Below are 20,654 nucleotides of genomic sequence, written 5' to 3'. Positions count from 1 at the left end.
GAGCTTCTCCTTTTCTTTTGTTCCAAAGCTTCGCGACGCGGCGAAGCCACGCCGCAAAAATCAATTCCGAGCAGGCGGTGTTATGCCGCCTGCTTGTTCTCACCTTGCTGGTGATCATCACGTGTGCCGATCGCAATCTGGCGCGGCTTCATCGCCTCGGGAACCTCCCGAACCAGATCGATCTTGAGCATGCCATTCTCGAACAAGGCGCCCTTCACTTGCACGTACTCGGCCAGACTGAAGGTCCGTCGGAACGGGCGCGAAGAGATGCCTTGATAGAGATATTGATGGCTGCCCTTTTCGGCCTTGCGACCCTCGACGGTCAGCGTGTTCTGCTCGGCCGTGATGGAGACCTCGTCAGGCGTGAAGCCGGCAAGAGCCAGCGAGATTTGGTAGTGGTCCTCACCGACACGTTCGATGTCGTAGGGCGGGTAATTGTCCCCGCCGGTCCATCGGCCGGAGTTGTCCTCGAGAAGGTCGAACAGACGATCGAACCCGATCGACGATCGCCACAAGGGAGCAAGATCAAGCGTGGTCATAGCCATATTCTCCTTTGAGCAACATGGATAAGAGCGCCCCGGACACCTGCCGGGTGCTTGCTGACCGGGCCCTGTACCAGGCGCCCAATCGTGCCGTGCAATTGCTGCGCGGCTACCCATGAAATTAGAAGCGTGTCGTATCGTTTCAAGGCCTTCCAGGCACTTGCGAAAATTGCGGTGTCGCACCCATGTCTTTGTTGGGTCCGGCTGAGACGAATGTGGACGGGGTTCCTATCGTCCTGCTGCGCCTCGGCCGGTCCATTGAAGCTTAACTGAGGTGAGAGTGACCATGGCCCAAGCAGCACCCGACGATGTGGTCGAGACAGCGCTTCTGGAATCCTTTCCTGCGAGTGATCAGCCGTGCTTCGCCGCGCTCGGTGTCGACATCGGATCTCCTGGCCGGTTTGGTACCTCGCGCGCGCAGCTCCTGGAGATGAACCTCCCACCTTCGGTCGCGGCTGAGCGGAAGACCGCGACAAATTGCCTTGGTGTCGGACAGTCACGAGAGCCGCGCATCGTGAGATCTCGGAACGAAGGCTCCTGCCGGGGGGCATAGCGCTGCGCCGGCGTAGCCATGTCGGTCGAGCCGGCAGAAATCTAAGAGTAATAGGCGATCATCAACCGGTTCTGTCATCGCGCCGTTGACGGCAACTTAAAAGGCTAGCGATCACCGATGCCGGAAAGGCGACAATCAATAATGCGCCAAGCATGATGCCGACGTTCGGCGCAACACCGAGAGCATCGTGCGCGCCGATCGCTAATGCTGCTGCTGCGCCCACGGTATTGAATACTTACGATGCATCGGACGTCCGCTCCGTTCGCCCTCTCAACGCATAGCAACTGTGAGTGGCTGGCCTATGAGCGCTCGCTTTTGGGGTTCTAAAGCTCTCCACGGATCATGCCGATAATCTCCACAGCGTTTCGCCGGGCCCGATCTCGGCAGACCCGCGGCGAATGGAAAGTCGCGCGGGCGGCTTGGGGGACCACCCGCGCTAGTCTGGGTGGAAGCTTGGCCATCTCTGGGGGGCGCGATACATGAGGGCCAAGCCATCTTCTTCCGAGCAACTCGCGTGCCAGATAAGCGCGCAGTCTCGTCACGGGCCAAGCACAAGCTCATGAAGCGCGGCTCTGGGTCGAAGCCATGAAAAACGTGCGGGCGGCGGGAGATCCGCCCGCACGAGTTGCGCTACGAAGCGGCTTGGGCCTCAGGAGGTCGTGATTGAGCAACCAAGCCGTGCATCACTCAGCAACCGGCGTGCCAGACTGTGAAGAACCGACGAGAGACCAAAAAGTTGTGCTTTTTCGCGCCGCGCCAGCCAACTCCTAGGGCGGCTTCCGAACATGAATGTCGGTAACCTGACGCGATCGTACGAGATCGGAGGGCAATACCCATTAGTCGAGGTCGCGAGGTGATTGGATCAATCCTATCGTGCACAACGATCGACGCATCGGGTTCAACGTTCAGCCTTTGCAGCTGCTCCTCATCGATCGGGCAGTTGAGCATTGCAGCCGTTGCGCTGCGATTGATCAGAGTCAGCTTGATGGCTTCCGTTGGGCGGCCACGGCAAACGTGCGAGTTAAATGGCTGAACCTTCGTCCTCGTCGGATTCCTTGAAGATCGGCGACTGTCGCAGTTCATCTTGGTGCGGCTGAACCTCCGGACGTGGAGGTTTACCCGGACACGGCCTCGGGTCAGTGTCGCTTGCTACCGACCGGTGTGCTGTTGGCTGCGGATTAATCAGTCTCCTTGTCCGGTGCGTTGCCGCCGGCTGCACTCTTCGCGCCCTTGGTCGACTTCCTGCCCACTTTCCCGCCCGCGGTCCTGAGTTTGGGCGAAGAATCGTCATCATCATTCATGCCGCTCTGTACGCTCCTGTCTTGCATGCCTTTGCGAGCCCTGGCGTCGGTGGCGAGGCTTTGCGCGATGACGGAGTATGCGAGGAAAGCCGAAATGCCGCACGCGATTACAGAGGTCTTCGCTAATTTCATCCATGGCTCCTGGATCGAATTGCTTGCGAGGGAGCGATTTTAGCTTAATGTGCGCTGCGCCTCGCATCGCGTTGAGCGTACGAACGCTCGCAACATTCACGATGACGCCCACACTAGCTCTGTCAATCGGTTGTGCTACGTGCCGGTTCGATGCTTTGCGTCTTCAGGATTTGCTGACTGTCTCCAGGCTACGCCCTGACGTGGCGTCAGGTTCAAGCGATTTCTGCAGTTTGATTATCAGTCCGCCGTTCTCGGGGCCGTTTTTTATGTGGTATCAGGCTGTTCTTCCGGGATCGTGCAGGTCTGGGCCTGTCGCTCAAGCGGCTCGACGAAGGCGTCTTCCGCTCGCGGGCTAAATAGGCCCGATTACTCCGGCAACGGGGATATTCGTTGGTACGGGCAATAGCTGCTCACGCTTGGATGACGCCGCCCAACGGAAGATGGCCATCGAGGAGCTGGTGTTTGGCCTGTCGCAGATCGCAGTGCCGTCGCTGGCTTGGCGAGTGGCCTTCGCTTGCCTCGGCGCGTTTTGCGTTGGCGGCACGACGTGGACGCGCTTGACTGTGCTCGCTTGCGGAAGCCCGCCTGTTCGAGCCGGCTAGACCTGGCGCAACGGCCTCAACCATTCTCACGGCCGCCACACGCGAGGGACGATCCTTCGTCACCTTCCTCGTCGAACTGGTTCGCCTGGTTCGTTGAATGCGGGGTCAAGGTGACGAGAGCGAGAGGTAATCGCGGCCCTCTTCGGTGCGCTTCGAGCAGGCTGCAGCAATCTCGGCCTAGCCCACTCGTCGCGGTGGCTCATTGCGCGCTCTCGATCGTTCGTTCACGGACGATACCGCCCTTTGCGGCAGATTGTTTCTCTTTCTTCGCTGAATCGTTCCTGCATCTTGTGCAACTGAACCGAGATTGGCCAGTCTCCTCCTTGAGATTGCGTTTCAGCGCGCGGACGCACGTGGCCTCCTTGATGGCTTGATCTGGCCGAAGACCGGCTTCGCCTCGATCGTCTGAGCCGCAACACCGTTGATGCGACTTTCTTCCCCTGGGCTTCGCCCATTCCTCGCGAGACAAGAAAGTCGCCTCAACGGCGTCCTTCGCTGTGCTCCGGCCCTTGGAACACGGGTGCGTCGCCGATCGTCCTCGGCCTTTAGATCGCCATCGAGGCCGCGGTGGTCGCGGGCTCGAAACACAACAGGAGAAGTGACATGGCTAACATCGGTTCTTTCAAGAAGGTAGCTAACGATTTCCAGGGCGAGATCGTCACCCTGAGCCTGCAAGCCAAGGGCGTCCGTATCGTCGCCGAGACCAACCGCTCCAACGACAACGCTCCGAGCCACCGCATCTATGTGGGCCGGGCCGAGATCGGCGCAGCCTGGTCGAAGCGCTCCGAAGAGGGCCGCGATTACCTCTCGCTCAAGCTCGATGATCCCTCGTTCAACGCACCGATCTACGCGAACCTGTTCGACGACGAAGGCGGCGAGGGCTACACGCTGCTGTGGTCGCGCCCGCGTAAGAATGGCGAGTGAGCCTCGATCCTTCAGAGCCCCGCCCAATCTGTCGGGCGGGGTTCTTTTTTCTGCGCGAGCCAGCGAGAATATCTCGCTGTTGGATGGGTTGCACGGATCGATCTGGGCCGGCGCCTCCGGCGCCGGCCCAGCGCAGGTTTTGCGCGCGTATTGCGGCCTCAAACACGGGTGCGTTCGTCGCCGCCCGTGCGCGCATAAGCGCGGCCTTCTGCGAGGCGGTCCGAGTCTAATAAGCCATCTTCATTGAATGCCGTTGCGAGCTTCTCGCTCTGTTCCTGGAAAGTTGCCTGGTCCCGGCCTGCGCGAGGAATTCGTATCGTTTCCGCCGTTGTCCGATCGGACGCGGCGCCAAGAGAAAAGGGGCGCGTGTTGGCCTTCACCTCTCAGTCTGTTTCTCTCCCGGGCCGACGATGGTGCCGTTCGGGTTCCCGTTCAGCAAGGACGGCTGGAACCGATAGATCGGGAACTGTGCGGCTTGGGTCCAATGTGCCGGAATCCAGCCCATTGAGCGGTTGAACGGGAGCCCTCCGCTTGCCGCTACGCGAACGATGCTTGAATTGGTGCAATGGGTTGTGAATATTTTTCATATATTGTACGATATGGGAAGCTTTTTCGCAGGAGGAGTTTGATTTTGTCCCGAAGGCGAGCTGGCGAGTGGAATTCACGATCGAGAACATTTTTCACGGATTGAGCCAATGCGAGTAATGTTTTCAGGTCCCGTGAGCGTTTTTCGTGATCGGAGGCTGCCAGAGGCCGCGACTCCCGCCGGCTACGCAGCGCTGATTGACGCCTACCAGCTGCCCGTCCCGGTCCCACACGTGCTTTCCGCCGTCGGTACGAAGCACCGCATCCTTGAGCAAGCAGGATGGCGCATCTACACGCCGCGTCATGCGCCTGCGCCGACCCTTGAGGGGCATCTGACTTTCGCGCTCAAGAACGAAGGGCTCGACCTCGCCATCTTAAAGCGGCTTTTCCTTGCCGTGCGGGAGGACGAGATTGCGGAGCTTGTGAAACGGACGCCGACCGGGCTCTACACGCGTCGCATCTGGTTTCTCTATGAATGGCTGTTGGGACGCATGCTCAACCTGCCCACGGCGGACAAGGTCTCCTATGTCGATGCCGTCGATACCGATCTCCAGTTTGCGACCTCCGGGCAGAATTCGATACGGCATCGCGTCCGCAACAATCTGCCAGGGACGTCGGACTTCTGCCCGCTCGTGTTCAAGACGAGAGCGCTGACGGAATTTGTTGCACAGGACCTCAAGGAGCGCGCCCGTGTCGTGGTCAGCCAGGTCCCGAAGGATCTGCTCGCGCGAACCGCGGCCTTCCTTCTCTTCAAGGACTCGAAGTCGAGCTATGTCATCGAGGGCGAGAGGCCGCCCCAGGATCGCATCCAGCGCTGGGGCAAGGTCATCGGCGAAGCAGGACGGGCGCCGCTCGATGAGGCGGAGTTGCTGCGCCTGCAGCGGATCGTCATTGGCGATGAGCGCTTCGTAAGACTCGGTTTCCGGGGCGAAGGCGGCTTCGTCGGCGAGCATGACCGCGAGACCCAAGGGCCTGTTCCGGACCATATCAGCGCGCGTCAGGAAGATATCGCCTGCCTCGTGCGCGGATTGATCGCGTTCGATCAGGCGGCGGAAAATCAGCTTGATCCCGTCGTTGCCGCCGCCGTGCTGGCTTTCGGGTTCGTCTACATCCACCCGTTCGAGGATGGTAATGGCCGCATTCACCGTTACCTGATGCACCATGTTCTGGCACGGCGCGGATTCAATCCTGCCGGGATCCATTTTCCTGTTTCAGCAGCCATTCTCGACAACATCGGCGAATACAAGGACGTGCTGGAAAGCTATTCGCGTAGATTGCTTCCATGCATCGAATGGGAAACGACCCCACAGGGCAACGTCAAGGTCTTGAACGATACAGCTGACTTCTATCGCTTCTTCGATGCAACGCCGCACGCGGAATTTCTCTACGCATGCGTGCAGAGGACCATCGAACAGGATCTTCCGAGGCAAGCCCGGTTCTTGCGGAGCTTCGATAGATTCCGCTCGGGTGTCGAAAACATGATCGACATGCCGGAGCGGACTTTCAATAGCCTGCTTGGATTCTTGCAACAGAATGAAGGGCGACTGTCAAAGCGCGCCCGTGACAACGAATTCTCCCGGTTGACGCCAGACGAAGTCACGAAGATCGAGGAGCTTTATCGAGCCGCCTTCTACGATTCCGGTTAGATGTCTTGTCAAGCGTTGGCCGAGTTTATTGCCGTCTCCCTGCGGGACCGGGCTGTCGGCTGGCGCTGAAACCCCGGCTTGCGCCGGGTTTTCACCCTTCGGGCTTCCATCCCTGACGGAAGCTGCGGCGCAGCGGGGTCGTGGTCGCGGGTCGTGGTCGCGGGTCGTGGTCGAGGGCCTTGGTCGCGCGTCTTGGGCCTGCTGTTGGCGACCGATGATACGGGAGAGGCAGAGGGGAGCGGCCTTGGCCATGACGGGTTGAGGGTCGGAGGAGAGTCTTCCGGCGCCCGTCATGGAGATTGCTCCCATGAATACGCAGATTGTTGCTGCCAGCCGCAGCCCCAGTTTCGGTTACAGAGTGGACGTGAGCCGCGGCGAGCGCGTTGGTCGGGTGTCCTCGGAGTGGTTCTGTCGTCCGGCGGATGAGCGTTATCTGTCGCTCAACGAACTGGCCTGCAAGGTGCGCGAGCGCGCGGACCGCAGCCGGACGCGCGTGGTCGAAAGCGCGCTCATCCATGTCGAGGCAAGCCGTGCCGATCCTGCGCGCCTGGCCTTGCTGCTGCCCGGCTCGGACACGCCGGTCGCCCCGACCCACTGGAGCTTCGGCCAGCTTGCAAGCCAGGTTGGCGCGCCGGCCACCTACCTGCGGCAGCTCCCCGCGGCACTCGCAGCAATCAACCTGCAATATGGCCTGACCGCCAATCGCGTCGAGCAGATCAAAACGCTCGAGACCGAGGATAGTCGCATCGAGCTTCGCGCTGTCACCGGTCCTGACTATGGCCGGATCTATGACCACGAGCTGGTTGAGGCCGTACAACGCATCGCTGGCAATGGCACAGGCGATACACGGTGGAAGGTGCCTGGTGCGCTCGACTGGTCAAGTGGCATCTACAATCCCCGCGTCGACATTTCCAAGGACACGACGACCCTCTACGCATCGGACAGGGACGTTTTCCTGTTTCTGGTCGATGACCTGAATCCGATCGAAGCCGGTCGTCTCCGGGACGGCTCGCCCGACCTCTATTTCCGAGGCTTCTATTGCTGGAACTCGGAAGTTGGCGCGAAGACGCTCGGCATGGCCAGCTTCTATCTTCGTGCGGTTTGTCAAAATCGCAATCTGTGGGGCGTGGAAGATTTCGAGGAGATGACCATCCGCCATTCCAAATACGCAGCCTCCCGCTTTGCTCACGAGGTAGCCCCGGCACTGTTGAACTTCGCCAACTCCTCGCCCATGCCCTTCGTCAACGGCATCAAGGCCGCCCGCGAGCGGATCGTGGCACGCAGCGACGAGGATCGCACCGAGTTTCTGCGCCGCCGCGGCTTCTCCAAGGCCGAGACAGGCAAGGTGATCGACGCGGTGCTGGCGGAGGAAGGCCGCCCGCCTGAAAGCATCTTCGATTTCGTGCAGGGCATCACCGCCGTCGCGCGCGACAGGCCGCATCAGGATGTCCGCCTGGACATGGAGGCCAAGGCCAAGAAGTTGCTCGACCGCGTGGCGTAGTTGCGGCCAGGCCGGGGATTCCGTTCTCCGGCTTGGCTCGTCTGCGCTTTTCCGGTTCACCAGTTCGGGGAGGGCGCTGCCTCTCGGGGAGATGTTGATGTCCGTCGCGGGCCGACGATTCCGCGGCGGCTCGGAGACGGTAGCGCCGTCGACAAAACTGGCTGGGCCACCGAAAGATGCACGTCAAGTGCCGCGAGCTTACGATCTTGGCGCGGCCGCGCTCAGCTTCGGCCCACGTGACCTCGACTTCTGAAACGAGAGGTGAACTGGATCGTATCCGAGCTCGGGCGCAACTCAGTTTTCCGATAGCGCGGCAGCCGCCAACAACCGCCATTGCGCCCGCAAGTAAGCGAGAGCGAGAGAGGGGCAGGCATGTTCGTGAACGGGTTGGAGGCCGAGAGAGAGGCTCCCGGCCGCCCGTTTCGGAGAAACTGACATGGCAAAGGCCGTTCAGAAGATCAAGCTGTCGTCGTCGCGCGACATTCCCTTCAGCAAGCTCATCTTGAGCCAGAACAATGTGCGGCGCCTCAAAGCCGGCATCTCGATCGAGGATCTCGCCGAGGACATCGCCCGGCGCTCCCTGCTGCAAAGTCTCAACGTCCGGCCTGTCCTCGACGGCGAAGGCCAGGAAACCGGCATGTTCGAGGTGCCGGCCGGAGGTCGTCGCTATCGCGCGCTTGAGCTCCTGGTCAAGCAGAAGCGCCTGGCGAAGACCGCGCCGGTCCCTTGCATCGTCAGTGACATGGGTGACGAGATCACCGCGGAAGAGGACTCGCTCGCCGAGAACGTGCACCGCGTCGCGCTTCATCCCCTGGATCAGTTTCGCGCATTCCGGACCCTGCGCGAGCAAGGGCGGTCCGAGGAAGATGTCGCTGCCATCTTCTTTGTATCCGTCAACGTCGTGAAGCAGCGGCTGCGGCTTGCGGCGGTGTCCCCGAAGCTGCTCGAGGTTTACGCCGACGACGGCATGTCGCTCGAACAGTTGATGGCGTTCTCGGTTACCGCCGATCACGGCCGGCAGGAACAGGTCTGGGAGACCGTCAACAAGTCGGGTTATGACGAGCCGTATCAGATCAGGCGCCTCCTGACCGAGCGTGCGGTGCGGGCGTCCGACAGGCGCGCGCGATTTGTCGGCCTCGCCGCCTATGGAGCGGCCGGCGGCGGCGTGCTGCGCGATCTCTTCGAAGAAGATGGCGGCGGCTGGCTCGAGGACGTTGCCTTGCTGGAGCGTCTCGTGGCTGAGAAGCTGCGGACGGAAGCCGAGACAATCGCCGCCGAAGGCTGGAAGTGGATCGAGGTCACCGCCGCCAGCTTTCCCTACGGCCATGACCACGGGCTCCGTCGGCTTGGCGCAGACCCTGCGGCTCTCACCGCCGAGGAGCAGGCGCGCTTCGATGCCATCCAGGCGGAATACGACGCGCTTCAGACAGGATTTGAAGGCGCTGACGAACTGCCAGGCGAGGTGGACGCGCGGCTCGGCGAACTCGAGCAGGCGCTCGAAGCGTTCAACAACCGGCCGGACATCTTCGAGCCGGACCAGATGGCCAGGGCCGGCGTCTTCGTCAGCATCGATTGCGAAGGGCGGCTTTCTGTCAATCGCGGCTATGTCCGACCGGAGGACGAGGTGCCTGCGGCCAATGTCGAAGGTGAGCGAGACACCAGTGCACCGTTGACTGAACGGCAGGAGCCCGGTGCTTCGGTCCAGCGCACGACGATTTCGCTTGCCGGTGCATCGACCGGGCCGGAGGAGCATGATGAGGATGCGGCACGGCCGTTGCCGGATCGACTCATCACCGAACTGACGGCGCATCGTACGTTGGCATTACGGGACGCGCTGGCAGAAAATCCGGCAATCGCGTTCCAGGCGGTGCTGCACAACTTCGTGCTGGCGACCTTTTACCGGTACGGATCGTCCGGCACGTGCCTTGAGATCGGACTTCGCACGCCGACCTTTCCCGCTCAAGCTCCCGGGCTCAGGGAAAGCGCATCTGCCAAGGCGGTCGAGGCCCGGCACGAATCCTGGAAGGCGCGGCTGCCCGAGAGCGAGAACGCTCTCTGGGATGCGCTCACGGCCCTTGACGGTGCCGCACAGGCATCCCTGTTCGCTCATTGTGCATCATTTGCGGTCAACGCCGTCCATGAGCCGGCCAACCGTCACAATCAGGGCCGTGTCGGTGCTCATGGCGTCTGCTCTCGGCTCGACCAGGCCGATGTGCTGGCGCGCGCCGTCGGCCTCGACATGGTTCAGTCTGGCTGGAGACCGACCGTCGACAATTATCTCGGCCGCGTCACCAAGCCTCGTATCCTGGAGGCGGTGCGGGAGGCGCGAGGTGAATCGTCAGCGCAATTGATCGACCACCTGAAGAAGACCGAGATGGCCAGGGAGGCCGAGCGTCTTCTCGAGGGGTCGGGCTGGTTGCCGGAGCTGCTGCGCCTCGTCGACGCCACCGCCTCGCCAGTCGAACAGGAGGGGGAGGCCGGATCGCTCCCCGAATTCCTCGCCGACAAAGGGCAGAAGGACAGTAGCGACGAGGCCGAACCACAGCTCGATGCCGCCGAATGATGCCTTGTCGCGGGACGGCTCCGGCCGTCCCGCACGCGTTCCTTCGCACGTCTCATCCCGCGCCCGTCCACGCCGTGTCCGGCAGTGATTTCGTCTTGTCGCCCGGCCGAATGTGACGGCGCGGCGTGAGGGCGCGCGGCTGCCTCCTGAGAGGCAGAGAGCGGCCGAGACGGGTTTGAGCCGGCACGGTCCAGAGAGAGCGTCGGCCGGCTCGACCCGTTCCCGCTCTCCCGAAAGACATCCTGCCATGACCGAATCTATCACCGGCGGCGCCGCCGCCGCGCCGCTCTCGATGCGTGCCGCTGCAAGTCTCACCTCTGCCGCCCTCCGCGCCGCACAACAGCTCTTGACCGAGCTCGAGCGCGGTCGTCGCATCGATGGCGCCATCCTGCGCAGCACCATGGAGGCTGCCTTCGCCGCCTCGGACGCCGCCGGCGCCTGGAATTGGAAGACCGCCTATGATGCCTGCGAGGCGGCGACCGTTCTCTTCCTTCGCAAGTTCGGCCCCGCCATGCGCGCCAAGGCGGGTTCGACGGCCGTCATGCTGTCGATGCTCGCAAGGATCGCGAGCTGTCTGCCGACCCATACGCGGCGTTCCGAGGATAGCCAGGCACTTCAACAATTCTCGACGCCGATTCCGCTCGGCCTTGTTGCATCTGCGGCGGCGGGCGTTACGCCTGCCGATCGCGTTCTCGAGCCCTCGGCGGGGACAGGCTTGCTCGCGATCTTTGCCGAGCTTTCGGGCGGCGCCTTGGTGTTGAACGAGTTGGCCGAGGCGCGCGCGACATTGCTCGATCAGCTGTTCACCAACATCAAGGTCACCCGCTTCGACGCCGCCCAGATCGATGATCACCTCGAGGCGAGTGTCGTCCCGAGCGTCGTCTTGATGAACCCGCCGTTCGCGGCTGTGGCGAATGTCGAACGACCGATGCCGGACGCAGCTCTCCGGCACATCACATCAGCTTTAGCGCGCCTTTGCGACGGCGGGCGTCTCGTCGCCATCGTGGGCGAGAGCCTTGCGCCGGATAATCCAGCATGGACGGAAGCCTTTGTTCGTCTCCAGGAATGCGCGCGAGTGGCGTTTTCTGCCGCCATTGACGGCGCCGTCTACGCCAAGCACGGAACTCAGACGGACACGAGGCTGCTTGTGATCGACAAGCTGCCTGCGGCTGATCCGAAGGTATTTCCTGCTTCACGGGGCATGGCGAGCGATGTCGCCACCTTGCTTGACTGGGTGGCCCGGCATGTGCCTTCGAGGCTACCCGTCGTCACCGCGCCGGCTGCGGTCGACCTTATGCGTTGTCGTCCAGCGAAGGCGAGATCGACCGCCGCCGCTGCACCGTGTCCATCGTCCGCGTCGGGAAGGGTGGCGCCAAGAGGCGTAGAGCTCAACTACGAGACAGTCGCATGGTCGCCGCCGGAAGGCGCCCGACTGACCGATGCGCTTTATGAGGAGTACGAATTGCAGTCGATCCGGATTTCCGGATCGCATCCACATCCGACCAAACTTGTGCAGTCCGCGGCGATGGCATCCGTCGCGCCACCGAAGCCGACCTACCGTCCGCATCTGCCGTCGCGTGTCGTGACAGATGGACTTCTGTCGGAGGCTCAGCTCGAGAGCGTCATTTATGCCGGCGGAGCACATTCCGAGTTCCTGGCAGGCTCCTGGACGGTCGATCCAACCTTTGATGTTGTGGCCGCCGCGTGCGAGGACGCTCAGAATGCCATCCGCTTTCGCCGTGGCTGGTTCTTGGGCGATGGCACCGGCGCGGGCAAGGGACGGCAGGTCGCAGGGATCCTGCTCGACAATTGGCTCAAGGGCCGCCGCCGTGCGGTCTGGATCAGCAAATCCGACAAGCTGATCGAAGATGCCCAGCGCGACTGGTCGGCGCTCGGCATGGAGCGCCTGCTGGTGACGCCGCTGTCCCGGTTTCGCCAGGGGACGGCGATCCGGCTTTCGGAAGGCATCCTATTTACAACCTATGCCACGCTACGCACCGACGAGCGCGGCGAGAAGCTTTCGCGTGTCAGCCAGATCGTTGAATGGTTGGGCTCCGACTTCGACGGAGTGATCGTCTTCGACGAGAGCCACGCCATGCAGAATGCGGTCGGGGGCAAGGGCGAGCGCGGCGACCAGGCGGCCTCTCAGCAGGGGCGCGCGGGCCTGAGGCTCCAGCACGCCTTGCCGAATGCTCGGGTTGTCTATGTGTCGGCGACGGGCGCCACCACGGTGCACAACCTCGCTTATGCGCAACGCCTCGGGCTCTGGGGCGGCGCGGACTTCCCGTTCGCCACGCGCGCCGAGTTCGTCGAGGCGATCGAGGAGGGTGGGGTGGCGGCCATGGAGGTCCTGGCTCGTGATCTAAAGGCGCTCGGTCTCTATGCCGCCCGCTCGCTGTCTTATGAGGGCGTCGAGTACGAACTCGTCGAGCACCAGCTTACATCCGAGCAGGTTCGCATCTACGACGCCTACGCTGACGCGTTCAGCATCATCCATAACAATCTCGACGCCGCGATGCGGGCCGCCAACATCACCGGCGAAACCGGAACGCTGAACGGACAGGCCAGATCGGCGGCGCGATCCGCCTTCGAAAGCGCCAAGCAGCGCTTCTTCGGGCATCTGTTGACCTCGATGAAGACGCCTTCGCTGATCCGATCGATCGAGCATGATCTCGACGCCGGCCATGCCGCGGTGATTCAGATCGTCTCAACGGGCGAAGCGCTGATGGAGCGTCGGCTGGCCGAGATTCCGACCGAAGACTGGGGCGACGTCCAGGTCGACATTACGCCTCGCGAGTATGTCCTCGACTATCTCGCTTTTTCCTTCCCGGTGCAGCTCTACGAGCCCTTCACTGATTCAGAGGGTAATCTTTGCTCGCGGCCTGTCTATCGCGACGGTCAACCGGTCGAGAGCAGGGAAGCCGTCTCCCGCCGCGATCGCTTGATCGAAAAGCTCGCCTCGCTGCCGCCTGTTCCTGGGGCGTTGGATCAGGTCATCCAGCGCTTCGGCACCGACATGGTCGCCGAAGTGACCGGCCGTTCGCGCCGCATCGTTCGCAAGCATGGCCGATTGATGGTCGAAAGCCGAGCGGGCTCGGCGAACCTCGCGGAAACCTCGGCCTTCATGGATGACGTCAAGCGCATCCTCGTGTTCTCCGACGCGGGCGGCACGGGACGGAGCTACCATGCCGAACTGTCGGCCCAAAATCGCCGGTTGCGGGTCCATTACCTGCTCGAGCCCGGCTGGAAGGCTGATGCGGCGATCCAGGGGCTGGGCCGGACCAACCGGACCAATCAGGCGCAGCCGCCGCTGTTTCGTCCCATCGCGACAGATGTGAAGGCCGAAAAGCGCTTTCTCAGCACCATTGCGCGCCGGCTCGACACGCTGGGCGCGATCACACGCGGTCAGCGCCAAACCGGAGGGCAGGGCCTGTTCCGGCCGGAGGACAATCTCGAAAGCCGGTACGGGCGTGATGCCTTGCGTCAACTCTACACGTTGCTCGTCCGCGGCAAGGTCGACGGCTGCTCGCTCGAGAGGTTCGAGGATGCGACCGGCCTGCAACTGACCGATGCCAATGGGCTGAGGGATGAGCTGCCGCCGATCACAACCTTCCTCAATCGTTTGCTGGCGCTCACCATCGACTTACAGAACGTCCTGTTCACCGTCTTCGAACAGCTGTTGATCGCTCGGATCGAGGGCGCGGTTGCGTCGGGCACCTATGACATTGGGCTGGAAACGCTCCGCGCAGAGAGCTTTGTCGTCTCCGACCGGCGGACGATCTACACCCATCCCGGCACGGGGGCGCAGACCCGCCTGCTTACGCTGGCCCAGCGCCAGCGCAATCATCCCTTGAGTCTCGATGCGGCTCTTGCTCGGCTTTCCGATCATCGCGCGATCCTGTTGCGCAATGAACGCTCGGACCGTGCGGCCGTGCAGCTCCCGGCCCCAAGTTTCATGCTCGACGACGGCGAGATCGAGCGGCGCATCCGCCTGATACGGCCGATGGAGCAGCACAGCGTCCCCCTCAACATGATGAGGGAAAGCCATTGGACCGAATCGGATCGCGAACGCTTTACCGCCGCCTGGCTGGCGGAGCTCGCCGAGCTACCCGAGTTCACGGAGAGTACGATCCACGTTGTTGCCGGCTTGCTGTTACCCATCTGGAAGCGGCTGCCGAACGAATCGACACGCGTCTATCGGCTCCAGACCGATGCGGGCGAACGCATCATCGGCCGCAAGGTCTCCGCCGCCTGGGTCGCGAGCGTCCTTGCCGCGGATGCGCCCACGTTGACGCCGGACGCTGCTTTTGCCGCGCTGATGGAAGGACAGATCGTCCTCGATCTTGCCGAAGACCTCCAGCTTCGCCGTGTCCGATTGATGGGCGCAACCCGCATCGAACTGTCGGGATTCAACGACACCATGCGGGATCGCCTGCGGGCTTATGGTCTGTTCGGGGAGATCATCTCCTGGAAGCTCCGCATGTTCGTGCCCACGGACGCAAGCGGCGTGGAGGTCCTGGCGAAGGTGCTCAACAGCTACCCGGTCGCGCGCGTTGGTGGACGGGAGGCCGCGTGATGCCCCGCGACGCCTCCGAATTGGCACGCCGCCTCGCGCGCGAGGCCGAGGCGGTATGCCGGCACTATCTCTCCAATGGCAAGCGGGCCGGACGGTACTGGGTGGTCGGCGACGTCCACAACACGCCGGGCCGTTCGTTGTTCGTACGGCTCCAGGAATCGCCGAAGGGGGCCGCCGGCAAGTGGACCGATGCCGCGACCGGAGAACATGGTGATCTCCTCGACGTCATCCGCGAAAGTCTGGCCTTGCGAGACTTTCGCGAGGTGGCCGAGGAGGCGAGACGCTTTCTGAAGCTACCTCGTTCCGAGCGGCAACCTACCCCGGAACGGGTGGGTCCAGCCGTGCTGGCCGGATCGCGGGGAGCCGCCCGTCGGCTTTTTGCCATGTCCAGCCCAATCGACGGAACGATGGTGGAAGCTTATTTGCAGCGTCGCGGAATCGCCCGCATCCACCATGGTGGCAGCTTGCGCTTCCACCCACGTTGCTACTATCGACCGAACGAGCATTTGCCGACCGAAACATGGCCAGCGATGATCGCCTGCGTCACGGATCTCGATGGGCGGATCTCCGGTGTGCATCGCACCTGGCTAGATCCAGACGGCTTCGATCGTGTCCGGCTCGGCAAGGCTCCTGTCGACACGCCGCGGCGGGCCATGGGCGACCTGCTCGGCAATGCCGTTCGTTTCGGCCTGGTGGACGACGTGCTCGCGGCCGGCGAGGGTATCGAGACCATGCTGTCGCTGCGTTACGTCCTGCCGACCTTGCCGATGACAGCGGCGCTGTCGGCCAATCACCTCTCGGCCATGTTGCTGCCGTCTGGGCTACGTCGGCTCTATATCGCCCGCGACGCCGATGCTGCCGGAGATGCCGTACAAGCTAACCTTACCCAGCGCGCGGAAGATGCCGGCATCGAAGCGATCGCGTTGTCGCCTCGGCTGGGCGACTTCAATGAAGATCTGCACATCTTAGGCCCTGAAGCGCTCCGAGCAGCGTTGCGGCTTCAACTCGTACCAGAAGATGTCGTTCGCTTCTTGCATTCGCTCCCGCCGGCTGCAGAAAAAGCCGCTATCGTTCGATCGAGCGCGATGGATCGGTGGTAGATTGGGCCAATGCCGGAAGAGCACGCGACCACGGCCTTCTAGAGGGCGATCGGACGGCAAGCGGTTCGGGCCGGCAATGGCTGCGCCCGGCTATTTTCCGCCGCGCGCAGGCGATGAGACGGCACGCCAGCGATTCGACCAGCGCGCTTTGCATCGCGAAGCAAAATAGCCGGCCTCCGCCATCCTCCGCTGCCGCTTCGGCCCTCCGCTTCCGCCTACGCCCTAGCGGGCTTCGGCGGACAAGCCGCTCCGGGTTCTGGCCCGTTCCGCCCGCCGTCTGAGTGATCGCCACGAAGGCCGCGATGGGCGCGGCCAATCCGGCAAAGGACCTCTTCCCATGACCGACCACGACGACATCGAACCGGCGCAGGCGGCGTCTCCAACCGACCACGTCCTGAGCGAATTGCAGCTCTTCGGCTATCGTCCCTTCGACGACCAGCCAGATCCAAGACCCCTTCCCGAGGCGAAAACGATCGCCGGTGCCATCGTCGATATGTTCGACGCCTTGGTCGCCACGCTGAGCGATACGCGGCTAGAGCCGGACCTCGACGAACTCCTTTGGTCGACGGTCAACCTGTTCCATCGTGCCGTCGACCGCATTGAACGTCAGCTCGACGACAATGAACAAGGCCAGCACAAGAGCCAACAGGAGCAGAACGGGTCGGAGGTGCGATCGGTCGAGCTTGAGCGCCTGACGGCCGAGGGCATCACGCTGATCGAGCGCCGAAATTGCTTGGAAATCTTTCGCGAGCAGGCGATCGAACGATTTGAGGTCCACACCGGCTCGTCCTGGCGTCCTCGGGCGGGCTCGCTGGTCAACCACCGCACGCTCACCGCGGCGATGATCGACTCCCGCGACTTCATCGCCGCCAAGCGTCGTACCGAGACCGAGGTCATGTTGCCGCCGGGAGTGAAGATCGCACTCACCGGCGGGCTGGACTTCAACGACCACCGCCTCATCTGGGATCGCCTCGACAAGGTTCACGCCAAGCATCCCGACATGGTCCTGCTCCATGGCGGCTCGCCCAAAGGGGCCGAATTGATCGCCTCCAAATGGGCGACCACCCGCAAGGTGCCCCAGATCGCCTTCAAGCCCGACTGGACAAAGCATGCCAAGGCGGCCCCCTTCAAGCGCAATGACGCCATGCTCGAACTCCTGCCGATCGGCGTCATGCACTTTCCGGGTACCGGAATCCAGGACAACCTCGCCGACAAGGCGAGGCGTTTCGGCATCCCCGTTTGGAGATTCGGCGGCGCGTGAGCGCCGTCTTCTCGTCTGCAAACCATCAAAGCGGAGTTGTACGCGCCGCAACTCCGCCTCGTTCAGACCTTACATCCGTAGTTGCGCCGTGGTGGTGGTGGAAGGCGCGACTTGCAAATCCATGCAACTGGAGCCGCCACCATGCCCGCCCTTGGGCTTGTTCTCAACGCACTCGGCATCGGTCTGTTCTGCTGGGTGGTTTTCGCGCTGGCAGTGTATGCCTTGCCGTTTTTCGTTGCACTTACTTTCGGGATGATAGCGTTCCATGGCGGCGCCGGCGTCATCGGCGCGCTGCTCGTCGCAATTGCCGCGGGCGTGCTGACATTTGTCGTCGGTGAGGCCACCTTCGCTGCTAGCCGATCCGTGGCCCTGCGCGTCATGATCGCGACCATATTTGCTGTTCCAGCTGCCATCGCCGGCTACAATGTAGTGCTCGCGCTGTCACAGATCGCAGTGCCGTCGCTGGCCTGGCGAGAGGCCTTCGCTTGCCTCGGCGCGCTTTGCGTAGGCGGCACGACGTGGACGCGCTTGACTGTGCTTGCTCGCGGAAGCCCGCCTGTTCGAGCCGGCTAGACCTGGCGCAACCGCCTCAACCATTCTCACGGCCGCCACACGCGAGGGACGATCCTTCGTCACCTTCCTCGTCGAACGGGTTCGCCTGGTTCGTTGAATGCGGGGTCAAGGTGACGAGAGCGAGAGGTAACGCGGCCCTCTTCGGAGCGCTTCGACCAGACTGCAGCAATCTCGGCCTAGCCCACTCGTCGCGGTGGCGCATTGCGCGCTCTCGATCGTTCGTTCATGGGCGATACCGCCCTTTGCGGCAGATCGTTTCTCTTTCTTCGCTGAATCGTTCCAACATCTTGTGCAACTCAACCGAGGTCGCCAGTCTTCTCCTTGAGATTGCGCTTCAGCACGCGGACGCACGTGGCCTCTTTGATGGCTTGATCTGGCCGAAGACCGGCTTCGCCTCGATCGTCTGAGCCGCAACGCCGTTGATGCGACTTTCTTCCCCTGGGCTTCGCCCATTCCTCGCGAGACAAGAAAGTCGCCTCAACGGCGTCCTTCGCTGTGCTTCGGCCCTTGGAACGCGGGTGCGTCGCCGATCGTCCTCGGCCTTTAGATCGCCATCGAGGCCGCGGTGGTCGCGGGCTCGAAACACAACAGGAGAAGTGACATGGCTAACATCGGTTCTTTCAAGAAGCTGGGCAACGATTTCCAGGGCGAGATTGTTACCCTGAGCCTGCAAGCCAAGGGCGTCCGTATCGTCGCCGAGACCAACCGCTCCAACGACAACGCTCCGAGCCACCGCATCTATGTGGGCCGGGCCGAGATCGGCGCAGCCTGGTCGAAGCGCTCCGAAGAGGGCCGCGATTACCTCTCGCTCAAGCTCGATGATCCCTCGTTCAACGCACCGATCTACGCGAACCTGTTCGACGACGAAGGCGGCGAGGGCTACACGCTGCTGTGGTCGCGCCCGCGCAAGAACGGTGAGTGAGTGAGTGAGCCGAGTGCTGCGCCCCGCCCATCCGGCGGGGCGCGACGCGGCTGGCGAGAGGCCGCGTACGAAGCCGCGCCGCCTCTCGGGCAGGTCTCCCGGTTCGATCCCAATGCTTCAGCAATTTTCCGAGCACGGTGACGCTTGCTGAGACATCGCCGCGGTTCGATGGCGCCGTCGTAACGGGCGCATAGCCGCCACGGCACGTGTGGCGATAGATGTGCTGGGTAGACTTTGGCTCAACCGTAAGTACGATAGTGCGGGATTGCACTACTCGAGGGTAGCACAGTGAATTGGCTAGAGTTCATTGAGAAAATGATCGGCCATATAGCGTGGCCGGGCGTTGTGCTGATTATCACTTTCGCGGTTCGTAAGCATTTGGGGTCATTAGCCGAGCGCATTTTGGAGCTGAGCTTCGGCGGGGCCACCGTCAAATTTGACAAGCTGCTGGCCAAAGGCGCTGAGATAGTGGATCAGGCGCCGACAACTCCTCCTGCGAAGTCTGAACAAAGACTAGAGCCGCCTCTTGTTGAGTCCGATGAAATAATATTCCCAGCAAATATGCACAGACATGTGCTTTCCCCTGAAATCGGCTTGTCGAAGTCTGCGCGCCACATACTTGCTTCGATGGATCAGCTAGACAATCTGCTTTATGAGATTGGAGACTTGATTGGGATAGATGCTGCAAACCCAAGATCAGTCGCCTATGCGCTCGCGGCACAGAAGAAGATGCCAACGGCGTATGTGACGCTGTACCAATCCTTGCGCGAAGTCCGCGATGTAATTGCCCATACGAATACGGAGCCGACTAAGACGGAAGCGCAAGAGTATGGGCGTCAAGTCGCGTTTTTGAAAAGCTTCCTAACTGAATTGAGGGACAGTATCAGAAAAGAAAAACCCCGCTAATCAGGCGGGGTATCGAATAGACCAGGCTGTACTGGATGCGCTTTCACTGCGCCGTGCATCTTCATTGCCAAGTTGATTTGCTGCATCACGCTCATGTCGTTCTTGGGTTCGATGAACTCATAGCGCTGGTGCCGTCAGGCAAGACAATTCGTACTCGACCAACTTCCTCATTGCGGTGATCCCAGTGCTTCGTGGATGCGCTCGATGTAGAGCAGTATCTTCTTCTTGGCGGCTTAGTTCTTGCTCTGCTTGTGCAGCTTTTGAAGATCAGGAAGGAGATCAGTAAGCAACTGCTCCATTAGTGCGGGGTTGCTTGATACACCGGGAAGAAACTGTCCCTTGTCGTTCCTGATAGTGGCGCAATTTCAGGCTGTTCTGCCATTGCTAGATTGTAGCACAACCTCTGAAAGCATTAATTTCCTCGCTCAAGCCAGCGAAATGCCGTATCTAAATACTGCAACCTATCGTTACTTGGTGCTTGCGTGTTGCTCAAAAGCTGCAGAGGGGATGCCCGCTACGTTCCCACCCGGTCTCCAGCATCTTCTCATTAGCCATAACCGGTTGACCAGTTTGCCGGACGCTCTGCCGGCGACCCTCTCCCGGCTAGAGGTGGCCGATAACAGCTTGACCAGTCTGCCCGCCAACCTTCCGGCTGGGCTCGAGATCCTGAACGCAAACGACAACCGACTCAGTAGCCTGCCCGACGCTCTCCCGAGCAGGCTCACCTCGCTCGCGGTTAGTGGAAATCAGCTGACCGAGCTCCCCGAATCCCTACTCAGGGGGCTCATCGAACTCGATGTCAGCAGCAATCAATTGGCCAACTTGCCAGCTCCCCTTCCGAGCACGCTTTAATCGCTCAATCTTAGCGGTAACCAGCTGACCAGCCTGCCTGATGGCCTTGTCGAGAAGCTTGTACCGCATTTTAGTCTCAACTACCCGCATTTGGAGATGCGATGTCGCGATATGC

Annotated in this window: 12 protein-coding genes and 1 pseudogene; 11 read left to right on the top strand and 2 right to left on the bottom strand. The window is 61.9% G+C overall.

What is annotated here, in order from left to right:
- Positions 1 to 80: 80 nt before the first annotated feature.
- On the bottom strand, positions 81 to 539 hold the full coding sequence (locus tag XH92_RS34390; protein WP_194456108.1) for an Hsp20 family protein: 459 nt from the start codon (positions 537 to 539) through the stop codon (positions 81 to 83).
- A 1,734-nt stretch (positions 540 to 2,273) separates the two neighbouring features.
- A complete protein-coding gene (locus XH92_RS34385; RefSeq protein WP_194456107.1) occupies positions 2,274 to 2,528 on the bottom strand; it encodes a hypothetical protein in 255 nt (84 codons plus the stop codon).
- A gap of 1,205 nt (positions 2,529 to 3,733) precedes the next feature.
- Here XH92_RS34385 and XH92_RS34380 point away from each other — a divergent pair.
- From XH92_RS34380 to XH92_RS43975, 11 genes and pseudogenes are all read left to right on the top strand, one after another.
- Positions 3,734 to 4,054, top strand: a complete 321-nt coding sequence (locus tag XH92_RS34380; RefSeq protein ID WP_194456106.1) for a DUF736 domain-containing protein — start codon at positions 3,734 to 3,736, stop codon at positions 4,052 to 4,054.
- 695 nt (positions 4,055 to 4,749) lie between these two features.
- On the top strand, positions 4,750 to 6,285 hold the full coding sequence (locus XH92_RS34375; RefSeq protein WP_194456105.1) for a Fic family protein: 1,536 nt from the start codon (positions 4,750 to 4,752) through the stop codon (positions 6,283 to 6,285).
- A gap of 307 nt (positions 6,286 to 6,592) precedes the next feature.
- A complete protein-coding gene (locus XH92_RS34370; RefSeq protein WP_194456104.1) occupies positions 6,593 to 7,786 on the top strand; it encodes a DUF932 domain-containing protein in 1,194 nt (397 codons plus the stop codon).
- Positions 7,787 to 8,222: 436 nt separating this feature from the next.
- On the top strand, positions 8,223 to 10,349 hold the full coding sequence (locus tag XH92_RS34365) for a ParB/RepB/Spo0J family partition protein (protein ID WP_194456103.1): 2,127 nt from the start codon (positions 8,223 to 8,225) through the stop codon (positions 10,347 to 10,349).
- A 247-nt stretch (positions 10,350 to 10,596) separates the two neighbouring features.
- Entirely contained in the window at positions 10,597 to 14,925 is a 4,329-nt protein-coding gene (locus XH92_RS34360) for a strawberry notch-like NTP hydrolase domain-containing protein (RefSeq protein WP_194456102.1), read from the top strand.
- A complete protein-coding gene (locus XH92_RS34355) occupies positions 14,925 to 16,025 on the top strand; it encodes a toprim domain-containing protein (protein WP_194456101.1) in 1,101 nt (366 codons plus the stop codon). The genes XH92_RS34360 and XH92_RS34355 overlap by 1 nt, the downstream gene beginning before the upstream one ends.
- 337 nt (positions 16,026 to 16,362) lie before the next feature.
- Complete coding sequence (locus XH92_RS34350; RefSeq protein WP_194456100.1) at positions 16,363 to 17,286, top strand: DUF2493 domain-containing protein; 924 nt, start codon at positions 16,363 to 16,365, stop codon at positions 17,284 to 17,286.
- A gap of 141 nt (positions 17,287 to 17,427) precedes the next feature.
- Positions 17,428 to 17,859 carry a hypothetical protein gene (locus tag XH92_RS34345; protein WP_194456099.1) on the top strand — a complete coding sequence of 144 codons (432 nt, stop codon included), beginning with the start codon at positions 17,428 to 17,430 and terminating at the stop codon, positions 17,857 to 17,859.
- Positions 17,860 to 18,460: 601 nt separating this feature from the next.
- Positions 18,461 to 18,781, top strand: a complete 321-nt coding sequence (locus XH92_RS34340) for a DUF736 domain-containing protein (protein ID WP_018270286.1) — start codon at positions 18,461 to 18,463, stop codon at positions 18,779 to 18,781.
- A gap of 288 nt (positions 18,782 to 19,069) precedes the next feature.
- Entirely contained in the window at positions 19,070 to 19,687 is a 618-nt protein-coding gene (locus tag XH92_RS34335) for a hypothetical protein (protein ID WP_194456098.1), read from the top strand.
- 510 nt (positions 19,688 to 20,197) lie between these two features.
- Positions 20,198 to 20,635: pseudogene (locus tag XH92_RS43975) on the top strand (E3 ubiquitin--protein ligase); the annotation flags it as partial.
- Positions 20,636 to 20,654 lie beyond the last annotated feature (19 nt).

Origin of the sequence: Bradyrhizobium sp. CCBAU 53421 (assembly GCF_015291625.1) — a bacterium.
Taxonomy (GTDB): Bacteria; Pseudomonadota; Alphaproteobacteria; order Rhizobiales; family Xanthobacteraceae; genus Bradyrhizobium.
The sequence above is the reverse complement of the archived record's forward strand: the minus strand, read 5'-3'. Positions and strand labels throughout refer to the sequence as shown.

Coding starts and splice junctions, on each gene's coding strand:
- XH92_RS34390 (WP_194456108.1), bottom strand. CDS start 539: ATGACCACGCTTGATCTTGCTCCCTTGTGGCGATCGTCGATCGGGTTC.
- XH92_RS34385 (WP_194456107.1), bottom strand. CDS start 2,528: ATGAAATTAGCGAAGACCTCTGTAATCGCGTGCGGCATTTCGGCTTTC.
- XH92_RS34380 (WP_194456106.1), top strand. CDS start 3,734: ATGGCTAACATCGGTTCTTTCAAGAAGGTAGCTAACGATTTCCAGGGC.
- XH92_RS34375 (WP_194456105.1), top strand. CDS start 4,750: ATGCGAGTAATGTTTTCAGGTCCCGTGAGCGTTTTTCGTGATCGGAGG.
- XH92_RS34370 (WP_194456104.1), top strand. CDS start 6,593: ATGAATACGCAGATTGTTGCTGCCAGCCGCAGCCCCAGTTTCGGTTAC.
- XH92_RS34365 (WP_194456103.1), top strand. CDS start 8,223: ATGGCAAAGGCCGTTCAGAAGATCAAGCTGTCGTCGTCGCGCGACATT.
- XH92_RS34360 (WP_194456102.1), top strand. CDS start 10,597: ATGACCGAATCTATCACCGGCGGCGCCGCCGCCGCGCCGCTCTCGATG.
- XH92_RS34355 (WP_194456101.1), top strand. CDS start 14,925: ATGCCCCGCGACGCCTCCGAATTGGCACGCCGCCTCGCGCGCGAGGCC.
- XH92_RS34350 (WP_194456100.1), top strand. CDS start 16,363: ATGACCGACCACGACGACATCGAACCGGCGCAGGCGGCGTCTCCAACC.
- XH92_RS34345 (WP_194456099.1), top strand. CDS start 17,428: ATGCCCGCCCTTGGGCTTGTTCTCAACGCACTCGGCATCGGTCTGTTC.
- XH92_RS34340 (WP_018270286.1), top strand. CDS start 18,461: ATGGCTAACATCGGTTCTTTCAAGAAGCTGGGCAACGATTTCCAGGGC.